The sequence below is a fragment of the Microseira wollei NIES-4236 genome (assembly GCF_020521235.1).
Lineage (GTDB): Bacteria > Cyanobacteriota > Cyanobacteriia > Cyanobacteriales > Aerosakkonemataceae > Microseira > Microseira wollei.
Genome location: NZ_BLAY01000071.1, coordinates 20,137 through 40,797 on the forward strand (window position 1 = coordinate 20,137; position 20,661 = coordinate 40,797).

The 20,661-nt window shown below is 45.3% G+C and carries 16 protein-coding genes; 6 read left to right on the forward strand and 10 right to left on the reverse strand.

Annotation, left to right across the window (positions count from 1 at the left end; all coding sequences use genetic code 11):
• Positions 1–159 precede the first annotated feature (159 nt).
• Positions 160–870, forward strand: coding sequence for a GDSL-type esterase/lipase family protein (locus MiSe_RS22730; protein ID WP_226585163.1), 711 nt, complete (start codon positions 160–162; stop codon positions 868–870).
• Here MiSe_RS22730 and MiSe_RS22735 read toward each other — a convergent pair.
• On the reverse strand, positions 856–1,401 hold the full coding sequence (locus MiSe_RS22735; protein ID WP_226585165.1) for a pentapeptide repeat-containing protein: 546 nt from the start codon (positions 1,399–1,401) through the stop codon (positions 856–858). The genes MiSe_RS22730 and MiSe_RS22735 overlap by 15 nt on opposite strands.
• A gap of 78 nt (positions 1,402–1,479) precedes the next feature.
• Here MiSe_RS22735 and MiSe_RS22740 point away from each other — a divergent pair, with 78 nt between their 5' ends.
• The gene (locus tag MiSe_RS22740; protein WP_226585167.1) at positions 1,480–2,217 is read left to right on the forward strand and encodes a Uma2 family endonuclease; all 738 of its coding nucleotides are present in this window, start codon (positions 1,480–1,482) and stop codon (positions 2,215–2,217) included.
• Positions 2,218–2,257: 40 nt separating this feature from the next.
• Here MiSe_RS22740 and MiSe_RS22745 read toward each other — a convergent pair whose 3' ends face one another.
• From MiSe_RS22745 to MiSe_RS22755, 3 genes are all read right to left on the reverse strand, one after another.
• The gene (locus MiSe_RS22745; protein WP_226585169.1) at positions 2,258–4,141 is read right to left on the reverse strand and encodes a hypothetical protein; all 1,884 of its coding nucleotides are present in this window, start codon (positions 4,139–4,141) and stop codon (positions 2,258–2,260) included.
• Positions 4,142–4,296: 155 nt separating this feature from the next.
• On the reverse strand, positions 4,297–5,787 hold the full coding sequence (locus tag MiSe_RS22750) for an LCP family protein (protein ID WP_226585170.1): 1,491 nt from the start codon (positions 5,785–5,787) through the stop codon (positions 4,297–4,299).
• Positions 5,788–5,991: 204 nt separating this feature from the next.
• A complete protein-coding gene (locus tag MiSe_RS22755; protein WP_226585171.1) occupies positions 5,992–6,138 on the reverse strand; it encodes a hypothetical protein in 147 nt (48 codons plus the stop codon).
• Between the two features lie 232 nt (positions 6,139–6,370).
• Between MiSe_RS22755 and MiSe_RS22760 the strand changes: the two genes are divergently transcribed.
• Positions 6,371–7,561 (forward strand): anion transporter, encoded by a 1,191-nt coding sequence (locus MiSe_RS22760; RefSeq protein ID WP_226585172.1) that lies wholly within the window; start codon positions 6,371–6,373, stop codon positions 7,559–7,561.
• 92 nt (positions 7,562–7,653) lie between these two features.
• On the opposite strand, the gene hetL is transcribed toward MiSe_RS22760, so the two are convergent.
• From hetL to MiSe_RS22785, 5 genes are all read right to left on the reverse strand, one after another.
• The gene (gene hetL / locus MiSe_RS22765) at positions 7,654–8,379 is read right to left on the reverse strand and encodes a heterocyst differentiation pentapeptide repeat protein HetL (RefSeq protein ID WP_226585183.1); all 726 of its coding nucleotides are present in this window, start codon (positions 8,377–8,379) and stop codon (positions 7,654–7,656) included.
• Between the two features lie 633 nt (positions 8,380–9,012).
• The gene (locus tag MiSe_RS22770) at positions 9,013–10,059 is read right to left on the reverse strand and encodes an RNA ligase family protein (protein WP_226585173.1); all 1,047 of its coding nucleotides are present in this window, start codon (positions 10,057–10,059) and stop codon (positions 9,013–9,015) included.
• Complete coding sequence (locus MiSe_RS22775) at positions 10,013–10,408, reverse strand: hypothetical protein (RefSeq protein ID WP_226585174.1); 396 nt, start codon at positions 10,406–10,408, stop codon at positions 10,013–10,015. The genes MiSe_RS22770 and MiSe_RS22775 overlap by 47 nt, the downstream gene beginning before the upstream one ends.
• A gap of 54 nt (positions 10,409–10,462) precedes the next feature.
• Positions 10,463–10,795 carry a hypothetical protein gene (locus MiSe_RS22780; RefSeq protein WP_226585175.1) on the reverse strand — a complete coding sequence of 111 codons (333 nt, stop codon included), beginning with the start codon at positions 10,793–10,795 and terminating at the stop codon, positions 10,463–10,465.
• 203 nt (positions 10,796–10,998) lie between these two features.
• Positions 10,999–12,024, reverse strand: a complete 1,026-nt coding sequence (locus tag MiSe_RS22785; RefSeq protein ID WP_226585184.1) for an ABC transporter permease — start codon at positions 12,022–12,024, stop codon at positions 10,999–11,001.
• A 248-nt stretch (positions 12,025–12,272) separates the two neighbouring features.
• Here MiSe_RS22785 and MiSe_RS22790 point away from each other — a divergent pair, with 248 nt between their 5' ends.
• Positions 12,273–17,744: a trifunctional serine/threonine-protein kinase/ATP-binding protein/sensor histidine kinase gene (locus MiSe_RS22790; protein WP_226585176.1), complete on the forward strand. Its 5,472-nt coding sequence runs from the start codon at positions 12,273–12,275 to the stop codon at positions 17,742–17,744.
• A gap of 154 nt (positions 17,745–17,898) precedes the next feature.
• Here MiSe_RS22790 and MiSe_RS22795 read toward each other — a convergent pair whose 3' ends face one another.
• The gene (locus MiSe_RS22795) at positions 17,899–19,548 is read right to left on the reverse strand and encodes an ABC transporter substrate-binding protein (RefSeq protein ID WP_226585177.1); all 1,650 of its coding nucleotides are present in this window, start codon (positions 19,546–19,548) and stop codon (positions 17,899–17,901) included.
• Between the two features lie 96 nt (positions 19,549–19,644).
• Here MiSe_RS22795 and MiSe_RS22800 point away from each other — a divergent pair, with 96 nt between their 5' ends.
• Positions 19,645–20,433 (forward strand): DUF4058 family protein, encoded by a 789-nt coding sequence (locus MiSe_RS22800; RefSeq protein ID WP_226585178.1) that lies wholly within the window; start codon positions 19,645–19,647, stop codon positions 20,431–20,433.
• A 24-nt stretch (positions 20,434–20,457) separates the two neighbouring features.
• A complete protein-coding gene (locus tag MiSe_RS22805) occupies positions 20,458–20,646 on the forward strand; it encodes a hypothetical protein (protein ID WP_226585179.1) in 189 nt (62 codons plus the stop codon).
• Positions 20,647–20,661: the final 15 nt, after the last annotated feature.

Genomic DNA, 20,661 nt, shown 5'->3' on the forward strand with positions numbered 1-20,661 from the left:
AACCAGATCTAGATCCTGATGGAATATCCCCATCCCTAGTTTACCAGCAGCTTTTCCCTTGGCGGTTATTCCGGAGCGGCTACACTTAAAATGGCATATTGTATAGGTTCTGCACAGTGTGCCAATATTTAATCTATCTTTACATAAGTGTTATTGCTCATGCGATCGCTGTTTGCACCTACTTTGACACCGTTACGCGGGGCGAATCCCCATCCTCTGAAGATAGTCGTGTTGGGAGATAGTTTAGTTTATGGATTTGGCGACCCTGAAGGTGGCGGATGGGTAGAACGACTGCGGCGCAAGTGGATGTCGCCCTCTAGTCCGGGTCACGTGCTGTACAATCTCGGGGTGCGGGGCGATCGCACCAGTTCTGTATCCCAGCGATTGGAACACGAGTTCCGCCATCGCGGAGAACTGCGAAATCGCGTCCCGGATGCGATTATTCTATCGGTGGGCGTGAATGATTCGCCACGCATGGGACGATGGGATGGACGCAATTGCACGAGCTTTGATGATTTTCAACGGGAAATCGAGGCGTTGCTGTTGCGATCGCGCCTGTTATGTCCGGTTTTATTTGTCGGAATGGTGCCGGTAGATGAAACCAAGATGCCGTTTTTAGATTGTTTCTACTTTAACCGCGCCGACCAATATCGTTACAAGGAAGCGACGCGACAAGCTTGTTTGTCGCTGGGTATTCCTTATTTGGATATTTTCGATTTATGGATGGCGCGGGGTGAAGACTGGGTAACTTCCCGCCTCACCGAAGACGGACTCCACCCGAATACTTTAGGCTATCAGGCATTGTTACACGATGTTCTCTCCTGGGAAGATATGCATCAATTGATCGCCAACAAATCAGCGACAACCTAAACTTTCCCGCGTCGAGACGCCGGTAACCGGATTCACCCCCGTTGCCCGAGCGCACAAAAGTTTTACTTGATAACGATCTACCAGCGCATCGGTAAAATCTGCGCCAGTAATATCCGCATTAAAAAAACTGGTGCGAGTCAACATTGCTTCAGTAAAAATCGCATTCTTCAAATTAGCCTTGTCAAATGTCACTTGATCTGCTAAAGCACCCGTCAAGTTAGCGGCTTCAAGATTTGCTTCGAGTAAAATTCCTTGGGTCAAAATCGCATTGGTTAAATCCGCACCCTGGAAATTTGCCCGTTTCATTTCAGCAGCGGCGAAAACAGCACCTTTCAAGTCGGTATGGGAAAAGTCGCGGTTTTGCAGGTTCGTTTTGGTGTAATTAATTGTATTTGCCTGTGCATAAGCGGGAGTTGCACTCAGCATCACCCAAAAGCAGGCAAGTGCGAGGATTAAAATTAAACTAAACAAGCGCAACCATATTGTTTTGACGGTGGCGCTACTGCGGTTATATTGGGCAATTTGCGGCATTGTTTTCATGTTGATCGATCTATGGATGTGCATAATAGACATCAAGAGGTTAAGACGAAGCGACTGCGAGGTGAAACTATGCTCGCACAACCACCAGTTCCCAAATTATCAATTTCCTGGCCTGTATTGCCAGAAGATTTTATCTTACCGGACGAGCCTGTGGAAAATACCGACCAACCTCCACTTGCTGCGGCGCTGAAACAGCCTTTAACCCGATTTCCCGATTTAATCCAAGATGCACTAATTGTGTCTAATTTTGCTTTGTGTGCCGAGATTGATGGGCGAATTATCTGCAAAGCACCCGACTGGATGTATGTAAAACCTGTCCATCCTTGGCAGTCAAGACAACCGCGTCGCAGTTATACGCCTAACACAGAAGGTGCAATTCCTCAAGTGGTAATGGAATTTCTTTCGGCTACCTATGGGGATGAATACTCGGTGGAGTCGGAAGAAAATGTTGGCAAGTGGTTTTTTTATGAACAGGTAATCAAAGTTCCCCGTTATGTTATTTTCCGACCCACGACGGGGCGGGTTGAGGTTTATGGTCTGGAGTCGGGGCGTTATAGTCGCCAAGTGCCGGATGAACAAGGGCGTTATTGGATTCCCGGATTAGACTTATTTTTGGGAGTATGGGAGGGAACCCACGAAGGTAGAACTGGCTTTTGGTTGCGCTGGTGGGATGCCCAAGGTAATATTTTATTGTTCTCTGAAGAACGAGCCCAACAGGCAGAAGCAATGCTTGAACAGGAAAGACAGCGATCCCAAGCCTTATTAGCTCAACTTTGCGAAATGGGCATCGATCCAAACCAATTATAGAGCAGTCTGGGAAAACCCCGCGTCAAGAGACCGGGGAGTGTCAATTTGATATCTTTTTGCCTGAACGCAATTTATTGGCGATCGCTTCGATTATTTGAGCTTCTTCAGATGTAATTATTCCATCTAATTGGGCAATTTTTTCGCATTGAGCCAAAAGTGGAATTGCAAAATCACCGTCGATTTGAGCGAGCAATGTTTCTAATGGGGGTGGGGAGTTAATATTGGCAGCGATCGCATCTAAAGATGCTGGACTAAGATTCGCTGCTTGTAATTCTGGCAAAATCATATCCCAAGTTTTCCCTGCATTACCCGCCAAGACGACATGAACCAAAATTTGATCCATAATCGTTTCTTGGGTAATAGCTGCTGCTAAATACTTCTGACTTTCTGCTTGAGAAGTTTCCAGGGTAGCTTCCATTATTAAAGGATTGAGCTTCGCTTCATAAAAGCGACAAGCTCCATATCCCAGTGCATAAATCATAGCAGCATTAGAACTTGCACCGATCGCTGCGCCAGCTACCGGAATATTGCCTAAAAAACTCACACCTGCCTCAATGGCTAAACTCCCACTCAGCGATAAACCAAAAATTGTTAATATTTCGTGTTTTCTTTCTGATGATTGCAAATCCTGTGCGTAAGCAGCGGCAATCTGATAAACTAATTCTGCCGATAATGCAGTTGTAGCTGCTAAATCTAGTCCGGCTAGTGCAATAGCTGTTCCAGGTATCAGATTGCTAAATAATCCACTTCCCGCCGCCAGCAAGGCTTTATCTAACATGAGGCGATGAGCAATTTGACGCGGTTGTTCGTCAGGATACTGATGCTGTAATTTTGTGACTTCGGTTTCAGCTTTAACTATATCTACTTTGTCTATGATGCGGATGAGCCAATCTGTGCTTGCATTTGTAGCCGTTTGAATTGTTTTCCCAGTAGCATCAACAATCGGAGTGACTAAATCTGTAGTTGTTTTCACAATTGCCTGACTGGCAACTGAGGCAGTATTAGCGATCGCTCCACCAATTTCTGTAGCCTTTCCCACAACATTTTTACCGGCAACTGAGGTATTGTTTGCGATCGCTCCACCAATTTCTGCCGCTTTTCCCACCACATTTTTACCCGTTTGAAAAGCAGTATCAGCAATCGTTCCACTTACTCCCGTCGCTGTCTGCGCGATCGCGTTACTTGCTTGGGAGGTAGTACTAGCGATCGCTCCTCCTGCACGTTCGACTATCTTGGTAATTGACCCCCACAAAGATGATTGACTATTTGATTGTGCTTTGACAATTGAGTTGGAAGATTCAACCTCTACTGATATTTCACTTACTGGATCCACCTGTGCTTCTAAATCAAATTCTTGTTGCCAATCTGGAAAATCCTCACCTATTTCTCGCCCATATATTTTGACTTTCTTAAAAGATTCAATCCCTAAATTGCTTAATTTATCGCCAATTAGCGGAACGATTATCTGTTGACTGGGAACTGGGGTTGATTCTAGCATCACCTGTAAGCAACCCTGTTTCAAACTCGCTTTGGTTGTAATACTAGGAGAGTTTAACCACTGATTTATTAGGGTAGCGATCGCATTCGCATCGCCTTGCTTTGCCAATTCTTCCAACTCAGGCAGATGCTGCGTTACTACCTCAAATTCCTCATTCCATGCTGGAAAATTTTCCCCGATTTTACGTCCATAAACATTTACCTTCTTAATTGATGCTGGTCCCAAACTGGTTATCCCTTTCCGCATAATTGCGACTAGGGTTTGTTGATTTGGCACTTGCACTGCTTCTAGCATAACGTTCAAACAATCGTTTTTAATAGATGTTTTTACAGTGATGCCTTTGGGTTGCAACTGGCGGTTAATTAGGGAAGCGATCGCTTGTGGATCTCCCTGTTTTGCAAGTTCCAGAATATTCGGCTGTGTCATAACTGGTGGCGCCCAGAAGCTTTCTTCCAAGATACTATGCTGCCAGGAAGGAATCGATCGGTGTTTTTACTGATATTTACGCTCGGATCGCGACACCAAAAAAACCAGTAAGTAAAAGCCCCCCTCTCCTCGCAGGAGAGGGGATGGGGGAGGGGTCAAAACCCTGCTAAATAAGAAGACCAATCTTCTCCAATCCGCAGCGTTATATCAGACTCGATATCGCCTGTAGATGCAGACTCAATATTTCCCAAACCCAACTTATCTTTAAGTCTTTGTGCCGCTGCTATATCACCCTGTTGTACAATTATTTGAGTTTGACGTTCTCGATCGGGCCAATCTTTGACTAAATAAATATTGTTGAATCCCAAAGTTTTTAAGTACTGGGCAACTCGACGACTCATGTGGGCTTCACCAGAGGCGTTTTGAACTGCAATGCGAATATTATCTTCGGAACGCTTGGTTTCGCGGGCAATATCGTTGCCATCGACGGCGAAGAAGTCGCGCATGACACGATCGCGCCCCCGGCGATCGATGATCCAGTGACTGGCATACTGTCTCGAATCGCTGAAATGACCGGGCAACATTACCATTTGGATATCCGCCCGATCGAGTTTCAGCCCGAAATTCGCCAGCGCCAGCATTTCTTCTAAACTAACGTTTGTGTCTACGTATTTTTGCATCACCCGCAGCAACTGAGGCAAGCGGGGTAAAATCGCCGGACTGACCAAACGCTGTCGCAATGCTTTTAGCAGCACTTGCTGTCGTTGCACTCTACCGATATCGCCGTATTTATCGTGGCGATACCGGGCAAATTTTTCTGCTTGTTCGCCGTCGAGTAACTGCCACCCCGGATCTAAACTAATATTTAACTGCTGAGTTTTATCTACATAACGCATCGGGTAGGGGACGAATACTTCCACGCCGCCTACTAAATCTACGAGTTCGCGGAAGGCATCCGTCGTGACGCGGACGTAACGGTCTATGGGTACGTCGTTGAGGGTGCTGCTGACGATTCTAGCGGCTAATGCGGGTCCCCCATCCGCGTTGGCTTGGTTAATTTTTTGGATGGTTAATTCCGGACTATCGACTTGGGTGTCCCTGGGAATCGAAAGCACTTTGACCGAGTTGTCACTGGGGTCTACCCGCAGCAGCAGCATCGTATCGCTGCGACCGTTGAAGCTGGCGCTTGAGTGGGGTGGACTATTGGGAACGCGGTCTATCCCCATGACTAATATATTAACCGGGCGGGTGAGGCGATATAAGAAGGCATCGCGCCACAAGTCTACAAGCGATTGCGCCTGCTTCTCTGGCACTACGCAGCGGGGTGGCGGACATATCGCCGTAGATAATGGCGTGATCAGCGCCAGCGTTGCTCCCAACGTTGCAGAAATGGTCGTTGTCAGGAATAATACCAGACTCCAGAACAACCATCTAGCTACCGACGACCTTCTTCCCGTGCTTGACTTGGTCGTTTCTGTATATTTAGAAACAAATAATGCTCGCCACAACCACCACTTCGTTATGGGATGCGGATCGTGGGTAGATTGGTTACTGTCTACCCTTGCTGTTATGGGAACAATTGCTCCAGCGGGTTCCTCAGATTCTCGCGCCAAGTTTGGAGTTGACTCATTGTTAGGGATTTTCACTCCATCCACCACAGATATCTCCTACCACACCTGAATTACCACAACCTGCATGTATCTTTCTCTACACTTAGGTCAAGGCAGATTATAACCCGAAGCCAGGAGAAACTCGATCGGAGCGGATGATGATACAAAATCAAGTGCTTTCGCAACAGACGAGATCGCTTGGGGGATGGTTCCAGCTATCTATCCGATTATGGAGAAATCCTAGGGATTTAACCGTATTTTTTTAGCCAGTTCTAAAATCGAACCGATCAGATGTTGGACTCCCCAAGAAGGTTGGTTTTTTTGCGGTATCTGACCGCACACTTCCTGGGGCGACCAAAAATGGTCATCAAAATCGTAGTATGCCATATTTTTGGTTTTAATATTAATGTTTTGGCAATTCTACCGCTTTTCCTTACACTTGCAAAGTTTCTGGTCGGCATCTCCCACCCAGCTTTGTCAAAGTCTCAAGAGTAAGACGAAGATTTTCTTCGCGTCCTTCGCGTCTTCGCGGTTTAAAAATTATTTTTAACCACGAAGACGCGAAGAGCGCGAAGGTAAAGAGTAGAGTTAGATTTGTCTGTTTTTCCAGTTTATTGAAATGCTGCTGCAATATACGAGGTATTTGGTTTTAGGGGTGGCTTACCTGGGTCTGGTATGGGGAAATTTCCCTGGTTTAAGGATGAATCGACCTACGATTGCTTTGGTAGGTTCGGCTTTTTTAATTGCGTTGGGTGTATTAGATTTGCCAGAGGGTTGGCAGGCAATTGACCCTGGTACGATAATTTTCCTACTAAGCTTGATGATTGTCAATGCGAATCTATCTTATGCGGGTTTTTTTCAATTGGCGCTGGCATCGCTGTTGCGGTTGACGCGCAGTCCGTTTGGGTTGTTGGTGATTTTAACGTTTGGCGGGGGTATTTTATCAGCTTTTTTCTTGAACGATACGCTGGCGTTGGTGTTTACGCCGCTAACGTTAGGTTTGACGCAAGCTTTGGGGTTAAATCCGATTCCTTATTTATTAGCAATAGCAGGTGCTACCAATTTGGGTTCGGTGGCGACTCTGAGCGGTAATCCCCAGAATATCTTAGTTGGGACTTTTTCTGGGATCGGTTATCTAAAATTTGCCCAAGTGCTGACGCCGGTAGCGCTGGCGGGTTTAATCGTACAAGTTGGACTGTTGTGGTGGCTTTATCCGGAGGTGCGTTCCGGCGCAGCTGGCGATAATTTTACTCTACCGCGCTACCGCATCCACAAGCCTTTATTAACTAAAACTTTGGTCATAACAACAGGATTGTTAATTGCGTTTGTTGTTGGGGTTTCTTTGGGAAAAGCTGCGTTAGTCGCGGCGGCGTTGTTGTTAATTACCCGGCGGGTCAAACCAGAACGAGTTTTAAAGCAAGTAGATTGGAATCTTTTGGTATTGTTTTCGGGGTTGTTTATTCTCACCGAGGCTACGCAAAAATTAAACATTTTACAGGCATTTACGGGTTGGGTGGGAACGCCTGCGGGGTTGTTGGGAACGATTGCAATTTTATCGAACATAATTTCTAACGTGCCTGCGGTGTTGCTGTTGGAACCGTTGATTGGGCGTGAAGATACTCGCGCGTGGTTGCTGTTAGCTGCAGGTTCTACTTTAGCGGGAAATTTGACCTTGTTTGGTGCTGTGGCTAATTTAATTGTTGTGGAAGCTGCGGCTAAGTTGGGTTACAAGTTGAGTTTTTGGGAGCATTTACGTTTTGGTTTGCCTCTGACAGCGATTACTCTGTTGATGGCTTATTTTTGGATTTAGGAATCTGATGAATAGACCCCAGAGGAAAGAGCGTCCTCTGCGCTGAGTTTAAAAAAGTCTTTACCCGCAACTCGAATCGGATTGCTACACCTTCAATCGTGAATCTTGCCATCGGGCATAATAGCGCCTTGCAAGTTAGCATCGGTGAGGATAGTGCGGGTAAGGTCGGCTCCTCGTAAATCTGCTTTTTGTAAGTTGGCTCCGGTTAAGTCGGCATAGCTGAGGTCTGCTTCTTGTAAGTTGGCTTCCCTTAGATCTGTCGCCAGGGATTTGTCGTTTCCCCTGGCTAAAACGGCGCGGCAAAGTTTGGCGCGCTTTAAGTTCGCCCGTTGCAGTAATGCTCCGCTTAAGTTGGCATAACTCAGATCGGCTTCTTTTAAGTTGGCGTCGCTCAAGTCGGTTTGTCGTTCGGAATTGCAGCGCAAGTTGGCTGCAAATAAAATTGCCTTTTCTAAATTCGCCCCGCTTAAGTTGGCGTCGGACAAGCAAGCTTTGGCGAGTTTGGTTTTTTCCAGGCAAGCTTTCACTAACTTGGCTCCGCTTAAATCTGCTTCCCGCAATTCGGCTTTGCTCAAGTCGGCTTCGCTCAGGTCGCATCCCCAGAGTATGCTTTCGCTCAAGTTCGCTTTCGACAGATCCGCTTTCGCTAGATTCGTTTGTCCTAGCCTTGCTTCCCGCAAGTCGCTGCGACTTAAATTTGCGCCAGCAAGATTCGCATTCACTAAGTTGGCTTCCCGCAGGTCTACCCTCGGTAGGTCTATTCCAGCAAAATCACGCTCTTGGGCTGCGTATCGTCTCAAAAGTTCATCCGCATCCATGTCTTTCTCAAATTGTTGATTAAAAACCTTTCCCACCTAGTTGCTCCGCTATAACCCGGACTTACTCTGGCGTAATCAAAACAGGATTACGGAGATGCCAACGGGATAAACCCGTTTTAGCGATTACTCCGATGGGTTTGACCTTCGCTAACCTCCTGGCGAATTTTATCATAAATGGTCAATTTTCAAATGGTTTTTCCCCGCTATATAGCTTTATTTAATCAAATCACCCTATTCAGTTTTAAATTTTAAAATTTATTTCGTGTAACGGAACGTAAAGGCTCAATTTTTATTGACACCATTCTCAATTATTCCACGAATTTACTTGATTTGAGGCCAAAAATTCAATTATCATAATCAAGGCGTCGTATGACTAAAAATGCCATTTTGGTGATAAATAAGCCTTAAACCCTATTAATTTCGTCAGTGGGACGCCAAAATTGTCAGGGAACATTGATAAATACTTAGGCAAAATTTGTATAAAAAAGCCGATGCCGTACTGGATTTTTGTCAAATTTCCATGATATGTCAAGGTAATCTTGTCATAATTAGTAGTAAATGATATAATTTCAAGCCCTAGTGGTGAAGATAGCAGGAGCGCTCGCGAATGGGATGTGGAAAAAATGGCAGCATTTAAAGACATTTTCCAATCAATTGTTCGGCCTCGTTTTCTAATTTATGGATTAAACTTTGCTGACTTGGCTGGGGTAGACTTTGAAAGAATTTTCCATACTGGTCTTGAAAGGTTTCGAGGGCATCGGCTACGAATAATTGAACTAATTGGGATTTGAGTTTGACATCGATTGGGGAGATTCTGCCAATTTTAGAGATAGCATTATGCAAGCGATTTTCGGTCACCATTGCTAGTAGTGCTTGAGATAACCATTCTGCGGTACTGGCAGCGTAAGAGGAATGCTGATTCCATTTCTGCGCCTGATGAAAGCGGGTTTCGGAGAAGTCGGGGATTTTGATTTTCAGAATGGGTCTAATTTTGCCTTTGGGAGTTGGGACGCAGATAGATTTGACAGGTTTGATGACAATGCCTTCGGCGGGATTGCTAAAGGGTAATTTTGGCAATGATAGTAAAGCTGGGATAGTAGACTCAAACTCTGGATTATAGGTAATGGCTCTGTCGTATTTGCCGATGAAAAGGGGGGAAGCGCAGAACATGCCGACTTGCTGACAGAGGTGGAGGGTTTGGTTGTAATCGAGGTAAGTTCTGTTGGCGGGATTGTTGTTGGCGATCGCAGCAATATCGAAAGCACAGAATTGGATATTGGGGGAATAGTAGACGCCGGTTTGTACTGGTTGGATATGGGGAGTTAGAGGAACATCTGGGTGGGGATACTCGCCGCCAAACAATTCGCCGTAAATTGAAACGCAAAGGGGATGGTTAGATGCAGCTTGGAGCATCTGGAAAATTTCCCTAACCTGGGGGACCAACTGACTCTCAAAAGATTTAAACCCAAAGAAATCTTCTCCGGATTCCAGAAACTCTTTGCGTTTGGCGAAGCGGACAATGTCGCCATCGGTGACGATGCAGAAATTAGCGCCGTGAATCTTTTCGGTGACGACCCAGTGGGTTTTGTTGAAAGCGCGATAGTCGGAGGGGGAGAGATTCCATTGATTCGGACTATCGGCAATTTTCTCGTAACTGATGAAGTGGGGAGGCGGGTTCATATTTAATAGTCGATAACGATCCGAGTTTTGGCACCGGGAGAGAGTTTAGCACCCCACTCACCCTTGTGGCGATAGATTCATCGATGGCGCAGCAAGCAGCTAAAGGGTCGTGGAACAGTTTCCCGTGGGGGCGAACGCGCAGGTAGATATCGATTCCTTGCCAGATTAAGGATAGAGATAAACTTTTATCTTTAACTGCTGCGAGTTGCCCGTGCATTTCCCAGTCATAGCAAATGCCGTGACAGACATTTTTAGAGACAAATCGTTTGACGGCAATACCCAGATAGGCGAGTGCAGCTAAAGCGGATTTCGGGTCGCGGTTGAGGTTGTAGCTGGGAAAAGTTACCAATCCTTTGAATTTATCTAACTGTTTATCTGGGGGGACGACACCAACGTCAGCAAATCACGGGGCGACCCCAGGACAGACTGGGAAATTTAATCGGATTGCGCTGCCCAAATTTTTCAGCGGCGTCCCTGGGATTAGCGTTGTATTCGAGTCGCAATAGCGCCGCAAAACTTCGCCGCCATCTTCAGCATTGTCGGATGTGGGAATATCGCCTGCACGGATATCGAGGTTAAAAAAAGAAAGCGCTTTCCTCACCAATCCAATCTGCTGCGGCGAACCTGGAGTAATGGTAACGGCTTTCAGATTAACCGCCTGGTGTCCAAGCAAAAGCAACAGGGTGAGGAAGTCATCGGGGCCGCCAGTTTCCATTTCCCAAACTACATGGATCATTAGTCTTTTTCCTGTGGAAGGAGGGAAGAATTATTTAACCGCGAAGGCGCGAAGGACACGAAGGAAGAGAAGAAGAAGGGAAGAATTATTGAACCGCCAAGACGCCAAGAACGCCAAGGAAGAAGAAGGGAAGAAGAAGGGAAGATGATAGGTAATCTGGTGAGGTACTGGGAGTAAGTGTATCTGCGATCGCAGTCTCATTATTAATACCGAATGCGCGGGTCGATATAAGCGTTAACGATATCGATCAATATGCTGGCGAAGACGACAATCGCGCCGAAAAAGACCATGATTCCCTGTACTGTGGTGTAGTCCCGTTCCGAAATGGCTTGATAAAGTTGATTTCCCAATCCAGGCCAAGAAAAGGTAACTTCGGTTAGTACTGCACCGCCTAGTAATGAGGCGAAGGTCAAACCCAAAATTGTAATCACGGGAATCAGAGCATTTTTTAGGGCATGGGCGAACAGAATTCGTCGTTCGGGAATGCCTCTGGCTCGCGCGGCTTCTACGTAATCGGCTTTGAGGGTTTCTTTTAGGTTCACTCGCACTATTCGCTCGAATATACCGCTGATTAGAATGCCTAAAGTTAGACTGGGGAGGGCGAGATAGTAAAGCGATGTCAGCAATTGGTTGATGTTGCCGTTGAGCAGGCTATCGATGGCGTAAAGTCCGGTAATTGTGGGCGGTGCTTCTAAGGCGAGGGGGAAGCGAGTACCCAAGGGAAACCAACCTAGTTGGACGGAAAAAATTAACTGCAAAATCATTCCGAACCAATACATAGGTATGGCGTAGGTGATGATGCCAAATAAGCGTCCGCCTGCGTCGAAAGCAGAATTGGGTTTTGAGGCGGAAAGTGCGCCGACGCCGACGCCGACAAGGAAAGCGATCGCCATGCCAAATAAGGATAATTCCAAAGTCGCGGGGAAATGCTGCCAAATAATCTCCCAAACGTTTTGACCCTGACTGGTAATCGATGTCCCTAAATCGAATTGCAATATCTTGCCCAAATAGCGGAGGTATTGCACTAACAATGGATCTGCCAATCCTAAGCGCTGGCGCAATTCTTCCTTGGCTTCATCGGAAGCGCGACCGCTGAGTAATGCATCGACTGGATCTCCTGGTGTGGCGCGTAATAAGAGGAATACCAAGGTCACGATGGTCAAAATCATCAGCGGCGCTAGGAGCAAACGCGCCAAAATGTAATACTGTAAAGCTTTGGAACGGGACATAGGGTTGAGGACGTGAGAGATTGGCTGTCCAAACAATATGGTAAGGTTTGACTGCACTTTTGGCGCTCGCATCTGGTTTGAGCAGCTTCCCATCGGAAGAATACTCGGTTATTGAACCGCTCCAGGCGCGACATTCCGCAGAGGGAAGAGAAAAGAAGACGTAGGCGATCTTGGATGTGGATTTTCGATCATCTGTCCCCTGGTTGGGAATACTAACTGGGAGTTAAAATCACAACAGGAGTTCCCAGATGCTAAATTTACCGGGCTATCAAATTACTGAGCAAGTCTACGACGATAACAGGACTCAAGTTTATCGAGGCATTCGCCTATCCGATAACCAACCCGTCGCGGTCAAACTGCTCAAAAGCGATTATCCCAGCTTTAGAGAGTTGGTGCAGTTCCGCCATCAGTACGCGATTGCCAAAAATCTCGACTTGCCTGGAATCGTCAAACCCTACAGTCTGGAAAACTACGGCAACGGTTTTGTCCTGGTAATGGAAGATTTTGGCGGCATTCCCCTGTCAGAATATACCGCCCGCCAACCTTTACCTGTGGGAGAGTTTCTCCCCATGGCGCGACAAATTGTCCAAATCTTGGCAGGACTCCACCACAAGTGCATTATTCACAAAGATATCAAACCCCAAAATTTATTAATTAACCCCCAAACTAAAGAGGTTAAGTTAATCGACTTCAGCATCGCCACGCTTTTACCCAGAGAAACTCAAGAAGTTCAAACCCCCAATGTTCTCCAAGGCACCCTCGCCTACATCGCCCCGGAACAAACCGGACGCATGAACCGAGGTATAGACTACCGCAGCGACTTCTACTCCCTCGGCATTACTTTCTACGAACTTTTGACTGGACAGCTGCCTTTTCCAACAACTGACTTGATGGAGTTGGTTCACTGTCATATTGCCAAAGCACCCATTCCCCCGATTGAAATTAATCCAGCTATCCCCCAACCCATCAACGATATTATCTGCAAACTAATCGCCAAAACCGCCGAAGATCGCTATCAAAGTGCCTACGGAGTCGAATGGGATTTAGAAATCTGTTGGCAACAATGGCAAAAAAGTCAAGCGATTCTCCCGTTTGAGTTGGGTCGACGGGATATTTCCCATCGCTTTATTATCCCGGAAAAGCTCTACGGCAGAAACGCGGAAGTGGAAACCTTACTAGCGGCATTTGAACGAGTAGCAGGAGAAAGAGACGCTCTGACGCGGGGATGCTCTGACGCGGGGATGGAGGAGGACTATCAATCCAAAATCGAATTAATGTTGGTTGCTGGTTTTTCTGGGATTGGTAAAACCGCTGTCGTGAATGAAGTTCACAAACCCATCCTTCGCCAGCGCGGTTATTTCATCAAAGGCAAATTCGACCAATTCAACCGCAACGTTCCTTTTTCTGCCTTCGTGCAATCCTTCCGAGATTTGATGGGGCAATTGCTCGCCGAAAGTAGCGAACAGATGGCAAGGTGGAAAGCGGAAATTTTAGCCGCGTTGGGAGAAAATGCTCAAGTAATTATTGAAGTTATCCCCGAACTGGAACCAATCGTTGGCAAGCAACCTCCTGTGGTGGAACTGTCGGGAAGTGCGGCGCAAAATCGGTTTAATTTGTTGTTTGGTAAATTTATCCGCGTCTTCGCTACCGCAGAACATCCCCTGGTTATTTTCCTCGATGACTTGCAATGGGCAGATTCCGCTTCATTAAAGTTAATGCAAGTGCTCTTAAGCGAAAGCGACATGGGGTATTTGCTGTTAATTGGAGCTTATCGAGATAATGAAGTTTATCTTGCGCATCCGCTGCGATTGACTTTAGAAGAAATCCAGAAAACTGGGACAAAGGTAGAAACTATCACCCTCGCGCCTCTATCCCAGTCAGACCTCAACAATTTAATTGCCGATACGCTGAATTGTCCGACAGAAAGGGCAATGCCTTTAACCGAGTTGGTGTATGGGAAAACTCAAGGCAATCCCTTCTTTAGCAATCAATTTCTCAAAGCGTTGCATCAAGATGGGTTGATTGCTTTTGATGGGGAAAATAATTGCTGGGAGTGCGACTTGGGACGAGTGCGATTGCTCGCCCTCACCGATGACGTAGTAGAATTTATGGCAAGTCAATTGCAGAAGCTGCCACCAGCTACTCAAACCGTCCTCAAACTCGCTGCCTGCATCGGCAATCAATTTGATTTGCACACCCTGGCAATTGTTACAGAACAATCCCAAACAGAAACCGCCGCAGACTTGTGGCAAGCTTTACAAGAAGGGCTAATTTTACCTATCAGCGATCTTTACAAGTTTTTTATCAACGATGGGATAAATACCCAATTACCAATTTCCAATTCCCAATTACCGGGTTACAAATTTCTCCACGACCGAGTGCAGCAAGCAGCTTATACTCTGATTCCCCCATCTCAACAAAAGGCTATCCATTTAAAAATTGGTCGATTGCTCCTGCAAAATACAAAACCCGCTCAATTAGAGTCAAATATTTTCGAGATTGTCAATCATTTGAATCGGGGAAGTGACTTGATTGGCGAACAGTCAGAAAAAGATGAATTGGCAAGATTAAATTTAATAGCTGCACGTAAAGCAAAAGCAGCTACTGCTTATGAACCCGCGCTCAAGTATTTGGGTGTAGGTTTGTCACTTTTAGCATCTGATAGCTGGAAGAGTAATTATAGTCTAACGCTGCCGCTGTATGTAGAAGCAGTGGAAGCAGAATATTTGAATACCAACTATGAGCGATCGCATCAACTCGCTGATGTGGCTTTGCAACAAGCCGAAACTTTACTAGATAGGGTAAAAGTGTATGAGATAATCATTCAGTCTTATGTGGCGCAAAATCAGATGGAATCAGCGTTAGATACGGCGCTGGAAGTATTAAACAAGCTGGGAGTTTCCCTGCCTAAAAATCCCAGCCAACAGTATATTAACGATATGCTGCCAAAATTACACGGTCAACAAATTGAGGATTTAGCAAATCTTCCTGAAATGACCGATGCTAATCAACTGGCGGCAATGCGGATTTTAATGAATGTTACCTCTACTGCTGTAATTGCCTATCCCTCATTGTTGCCTCTGGTAGTCTTTACAATGGTGAATCTATCTATTCAGCACGGTAACTCTGCGATCGCTGCCCACGCTTATACTTTTTATGGCATCCTCTTGTGTGCAATGCTGCAAGATATAGACTCTGGGTATCGCTTTGGTCAACTGGCTTTACAGATGTTGGATAAATTCGATGCCAAACAATTAGAATGCAAAGTCAAACAGTCTTTAAATGTTTGTGTATTCCATTGGAAAATCCCTGCCAGGGAAACAGTAAAAATTTATATAGATTCTATTCAAGCAGGATTAGAGACAGGTGATATAGAATATGCTTGTTATGCAGCTATACATTATTCCAGTACCATACTATTTATTGGAGAATATCTGTCGCTTGTTAAAGAAGAACATCAAAAATATGTTAATTTTACTCAAGCTGCCAAACAAAGCTTTCACGTTAATTACATCAACATCTGGAGGCAACTTGCAATAATTTTAAGCGGGGAAAGCTCCAACTCAGACTCTTTAAGCGGTGAGATATTTAATGAAGCAGAAATGCTGCCGTTTTTAAAAGAAACCAATAATGGTTCTTCCCTTTTCTGTGCCTATTTAGCCAAAGCAATTCTCTGTTATTATTTTGGTCGTTACGAACAAGCTGTTGAAAACACCCGGTTAGCCGAACAATATACCAGCGCTGTTCCTGCATTTATGGTTTGGGTAGAAAACAATTTATATTATTCTCTTTCTCTTTTAGCAGCGTATGGAAATACAGATGAAATTCAGCAAGTAGAAGCGAATCAAAAACAATTGCAAAAATGGGCATCTCATGCTCCAAAAAATTATCAGCATAAGTACGATCTAGTCGAAGCAGAACGACATCGAGTTTTCGGTAAATGTGTGGAAGCGATGGACTTATACGATCGCGCAATCAAAGGAGCAAAAGAAAACGAATACGTCAACGAAGAAGCTTTAGCTAACGAATTGGCTGCCAAATTCTACTTAAAATGGGGCAAAGAGAAAATTGCCCAAACTTATTTAACCGATGCCTACTATTGTTATTGCCGCTGGGGATCGAAAGCTAAAATTGAGGAATTAGAACGTCGGTATCCCCAACTTCTCGCCCCAATTCTTAACCGGCAAAACAATACCATAACCACAGGCACAACGATGGGATTAACGAATACCGGAACGGTCACTTCAACCAGTTTGGAAACTTCAGCGATTCTAGACTTAGTAACAGTAATGAAAGCCTCGCAAGCGATTTCTAGTGAAATTGAACTGGAAAAATTAATGACTGCTTTGATGCAGGCAATGATGGAAAATGCTGGGGCGGAAAAAGGCTTTCTCATCTTATCCAGAGATGGAAAACTGCTCGTCGCTGCTGGTGCATCAGCGGCAGGAAAAGACATAGCTTTGCATCAATCTATTCCCGTTGACGAGTTTGATGAATTGCCAGTAACCGCAATCAATTATGTCGCTCGCTTGCGCCAAGATTTAGTTTTAAGTCATGCAGCTAAGTCAGAAGAATTTATTCGCGATCGCTACATCGCTGCTAATAACTTAAAATCGCTTTTGTGTACTCCCATAATCAATCGAGGTCAACTCATAGGTATTTTATACTTGGAAAATAATTTAATTGTTGGTGCCTTTACTCCCGAAAGAATGCAAGTTGTAAAGCTCCTGTCTTCCCAAGCAGCAATTTCGTTAGAAAATGCTTTCCTCTATGCCAATTTAGAAACGCAAGTGTCACAGCGGACTCAAGAATTAAAAGAAAAAAATGCGCGTTTATATAAAACTTTAGACCAACTTAAGCGGACTCAAGCTCAAATGATTCAGAGCGAAAAAATGTCCAGTTTAGGACAAATTGTCGGGGGAGTTGCCCACGAAATTAACAACCCGATCAATTTTATATACGGCAATCTCGAACACGCCAATCAATCGGTTCAACAATTGTTAGAACTGATTGGTTTATACCAGCAGCAATATCCCGAAACAGTGGCGGAAATTCAAGCAAAAATAGAAGAAACAGAGCTAGATTTCCTCGCCGAAGACTTGCCAAAAATGCTGACATCGATGAAAGTTGGAGCAAACCGCATCCGCGATATTATCCTCAGCTTGCGGAACTTCTCCCGACTCGATGAAGCGTCGCTGAAACCAGTGGATATCCATGAAGGAATTGAGTCTACATTACTGATTTTGCAGCATCGACTCAAGTCAGGGGGTATTGAAATAATCAAAGAATATAGTCAGCTTCCTAAAGTTACCTGTTACGCTGGCGAAGTCAATCAGGTTTTCTTGAATATTTTGAATAATGGGATTGATGCTTTGGAAAATGGTAATGGGTCATCGGTAATGTGTCATAGAGAAAAAAGTTACAATCCCCTATTACCTACAATTCGCATCCGTACTGAAGCGATTGACTCAAACTTTGTCAGAATTCGCATTGCAGATAATGGTTGTGGGATAGCGGAGGATGTGCGTTCAAAAGTTTTTGAACCGTTTTTCACGACAAAACCCGTGGGTTATGGCACGGGTTTGGGTTTGTTCGTCAGCTATCAAATTATGGTAGAAAAACACGGGGGAAATTTAACGTGTTTTTCTACCCCAGGAGAGAGTACGGAATTTATCATCGATATTCCTGTACGCGCGCGCGTTGCATCGGCGCGAGTTTAGTTGAATTGAAAGAAATTGCCAAAGGTTATACCTAATCCGCTTCCATTACCCCCCTTATTTAACCGCGAAGACACGAAGGACACAAAGAAAGAAGAAGAAGAAGAAGAAGAAGATTATAGGGGTTGTCGATCCGGATTTGGTATTATTGGTAAAATTATGCTCCTTTTTGAATTTTCCAGAGGGGAAGTTGCACAATTGGATCTAATTGTGCATTCTGCAATCCTTTCCTAGCGAAAGCATAATCTTTAGTCTGCCACAAAGGAATGATGGGAACATCTTTCGCCATGATGTCTTGAATTTCGGCAAAGATTTGCTGTCGTTGCTGGGGGTTTTGTTCGCCGAGTTGCTGTTGGATGAGTTGGTTCATGCGATCGCTATAATAAAACGACCCCTGATTTTGACTCCCGCCTTTCTCGCACCCGGTCTTCGCCGTACCTTTTTCGCAATTCAAAAACGGTCGAATAAAGTTATCGGCGTCGGAGAAGTCGGGATACCAGTTCACCAATGCTGCTTGATAAACCCCTTTGCGAATATTGGCAAAGAAACTAGCAGATTCTTCCGAACGAGGTTCGATCTCAACAACGCCTGCTAATTGCGACTTGACGTATTCTTTCAGGGTACTGGAAACTTGCTGGCGAATTGTCGATGCGGAAGGATACCAAACTTCTATCTTTAAAGGTTTCGCTTGAGAAAATCCTGCCTTGGTTAGCAGTTCTTTTGCTTTGGCAATATTACTTCCATCCCCGTAAGCGTCTTTATAAGTTGGTTTGGAAACGTCGAAGGTGTTGGGAATCATGCTGTAGGCGGGTTCCCCTTGGTTTCGCAATACGCGCTCTACAATTAAAGGACGGTTGAGTAGGGATGCGATCGCTTGTCTCACCTCGACTTTATTCAAAGGTTCCGACTTGGTATTCAATACCATGTAATTAACCACGTTCCCCTTTGTCTCCAATACCTGCCAACCTCCCGATGCGGCATCTTTTTGCAGCTTGGCAATCTGATCCGGATCTAAACTTTGATAGGCAATATCGATCGCACCCGTGCGAAACGCATTAAATAAGTTCGCCGAACTCGTTAAAAATTGAAAGTCTATCCCTTTGTTCGGCGGTTTTTCGCCCCAATACTGGTCAAAAACATCCAACCGAATCAAACTGGGACTAAATTCTACCAATTTATAAGGCCCCGTGCCGACAAATTTCGTTGGATTAAACTTCCCGCCACCAATCTCGTAAGCTTTGGGCGAAATCGCGCACAAACCCGAATAAGATAACACCGCCGCAAACGGCGCAAACGCATTTTTCAGTTTAATTGTTAGTTCGTATTCTCCCGAAGCCTTGACAGATTCAACTAAATCTGCTATTAGCGAACTGGGTTTACCGCCATTTTTAATAAATCTATCGAGGGAAAACGCCATTGCTTGGGCGTTAAAAGGCGTCCCGTCGTGGAAAACAACGCCCTGACGCAGGGGGATAGTGTAAGTTTTGCCATCGGGACTGACTTTGGGGAGGGCGGTGGCGAGTTGGGGTTCGAGTTGAGTAGTTCCGAGCTTGTAAGAGTAGAGGCGATCGCCCAAACTATAAAGTACGCTGCTCGATGCCAATTCGTAAGCATCCGCCGGATCGAGAGTGCGCGGTTTAATCGTCATCCCGACTGTAACGCGCCCCGAATTGCTTCCCGTCGCGGGAGTGGGTGCATTAGCGGTGGGGCGCCTACCGCAACTCGTGACCAGCAATAAGCAGAGACAAAACAAACCGAGAAATTGAACTAGGGAACGAAATGGTTTAGATCCGGGTAACCAAAGCATGAGTACTATTTTGAGCCAAAGTCAGTGCTGAGTATAGCAGGAGAGCGCGGTGCCAGCAGAATAAAATAATTTTAGTATCGCCACGAGCAATTTCTCATGCCATCTCCATTTCCGGGTATGAACCCCTACCTCGAAGGTTATCTGTGGTCTGACGTGCATAATGCCTTGGCGAATAAAATTCGGCAGATGTTAGTCCCCAAACTCCGTCCCCGATATACGGCAAGATTAGAAATTTATTTGGTGGAAGATACCGCACCGGAAACAGAAATTGGGATTCTATACCCGGATGTGGAAATTATTCAGACAAAGCAGACTCAATCTATTAATTTACCCTTTGGTAGCTCTGCTGCAACTGCAACGACTCCTGCTGCTTTAAAGTTACCATTTTTGCAGCCAGTTGAAGTAAGAATTCCCAGTATTGAAATCCGAGATCCTGCTAAAAATGTCCTCGTCACCTGTATTGAAATTCTCTCGCCTGTCAATAAACGAGAACCAGGATTAACTGCTTACCGCCAAAAACGTCAGCGTCTTTATCAAGCAAACGTACATCTGATTGAAATAGACTTATTACGGCGGGGAACTCGTCCTTTTAACCATCCGCGTCTGCCAAATGTGAGCTATCTAATTACCTTGACTCGCGCTCAATCTGGTCTTGTAGAAATTTGGCCTATTTTGTTACAAGAATCCTTACCGATTGTACCAGTTCCGTTACGGGAACCTGACGCCGATATTCCCCTCGATCTTCCCACCGCTGTGAATGCAATTTATGATGAGGCAGCTTACGATCTTTCGATTGATTACAGTCAGATGCCGCCGCCTCCGGCATTTTCTGAAGCGGAGATGGATTGGATGCGAGAGCTTCTCGCCCTGGAAAATTTACGTTAAATTGGGAGCGATCGCTTAGACTAAGTGAAATCTCTGATTGCCAATGCCTTCGCTTCGATTAAACTTATACTACTAACTCAATTTGCTAGCTACATCCAAGGACCAAGAAACCAGGTTTCTCTGAAAAATCGTGGGTTTGACGCTAAAGAAACAAAGGGCGATCTGAAAAATCGTGCGTTTGACAGCGAGAAATCGACGCAGAAACCGGGTTGATGACTGGGGTAATCG

What these genes read in the sequence shown, in the direction of transcription:
- MiSe_RS22735 (WP_226585165.1), bottom strand. Translation starts at nt 1,401, where the DNA reads ATGCCGCAAATTGCCCAATATAACCGCAGTAGCGCCACCGTCAAAACA.
- MiSe_RS22730 (WP_226585163.1), top strand. Translation starts at nt 160, where the DNA reads ATGCGATCGCTGTTTGCACCTACTTTGACACCGTTACGCGGGGCGAAT.
- MiSe_RS22745 (WP_226585169.1), bottom strand. Translation starts at nt 4,141, where the DNA reads ATGACACAGCCGAATATTCTGGAACTTGCAAAACAGGGAGATCCACAA.
- MiSe_RS22785 (WP_226585184.1), bottom strand. Translation starts at nt 12,024, where the DNA reads ATGTCCCGTTCCAAAGCTTTACAGTATTACATTTTGGCGCGTTTGCTC.
- MiSe_RS22795 (WP_226585177.1), bottom strand. Translation starts at nt 19,548, where the DNA reads ATGCTTTGGTTACCCGGATCTAAACCATTTCGTTCCCTAGTTCAATTT.
- MiSe_RS22770 (WP_226585173.1), bottom strand. Translation starts at nt 10,059, where the DNA reads ATGAACCCGCCTCCCCACTTCATCAGTTACGAGAAAATTGCCGATAGT.
- MiSe_RS22755 (WP_226585171.1), bottom strand. Translation starts at nt 6,138, where the DNA reads ATGGCATACTACGATTTTGATGACCATTTTTGGTCGCCCCAGGAAGTG.
- MiSe_RS22780 (WP_226585175.1), bottom strand. Translation starts at nt 10,795, where the DNA reads ATGATCCATGTAGTTTGGGAAATGGAAACTGGCGGCCCCGATGACTTC.
- MiSe_RS22800 (WP_226585178.1), top strand. Translation starts at nt 19,645, where the DNA reads ATGCCATCTCCATTTCCGGGTATGAACCCCTACCTCGAAGGTTATCTG.
- MiSe_RS22740 (WP_226585167.1), top strand. Translation starts at nt 1,480, where the DNA reads ATGCTCGCACAACCACCAGTTCCCAAATTATCAATTTCCTGGCCTGTA.
- hetL (WP_226585183.1), bottom strand. Translation starts at nt 8,379, where the DNA reads ATGGATGCGGATGAACTTTTGAGACGATACGCAGCCCAAGAGCGTGAT.
- MiSe_RS22790 (WP_226585176.1), top strand. Translation starts at nt 12,273, where the DNA reads ATGCTAAATTTACCGGGCTATCAAATTACTGAGCAAGTCTACGACGAT.
- MiSe_RS22760 (WP_226585172.1), top strand. Translation starts at nt 6,371, where the DNA reads ATGCTGCTGCAATATACGAGGTATTTGGTTTTAGGGGTGGCTTACCTG.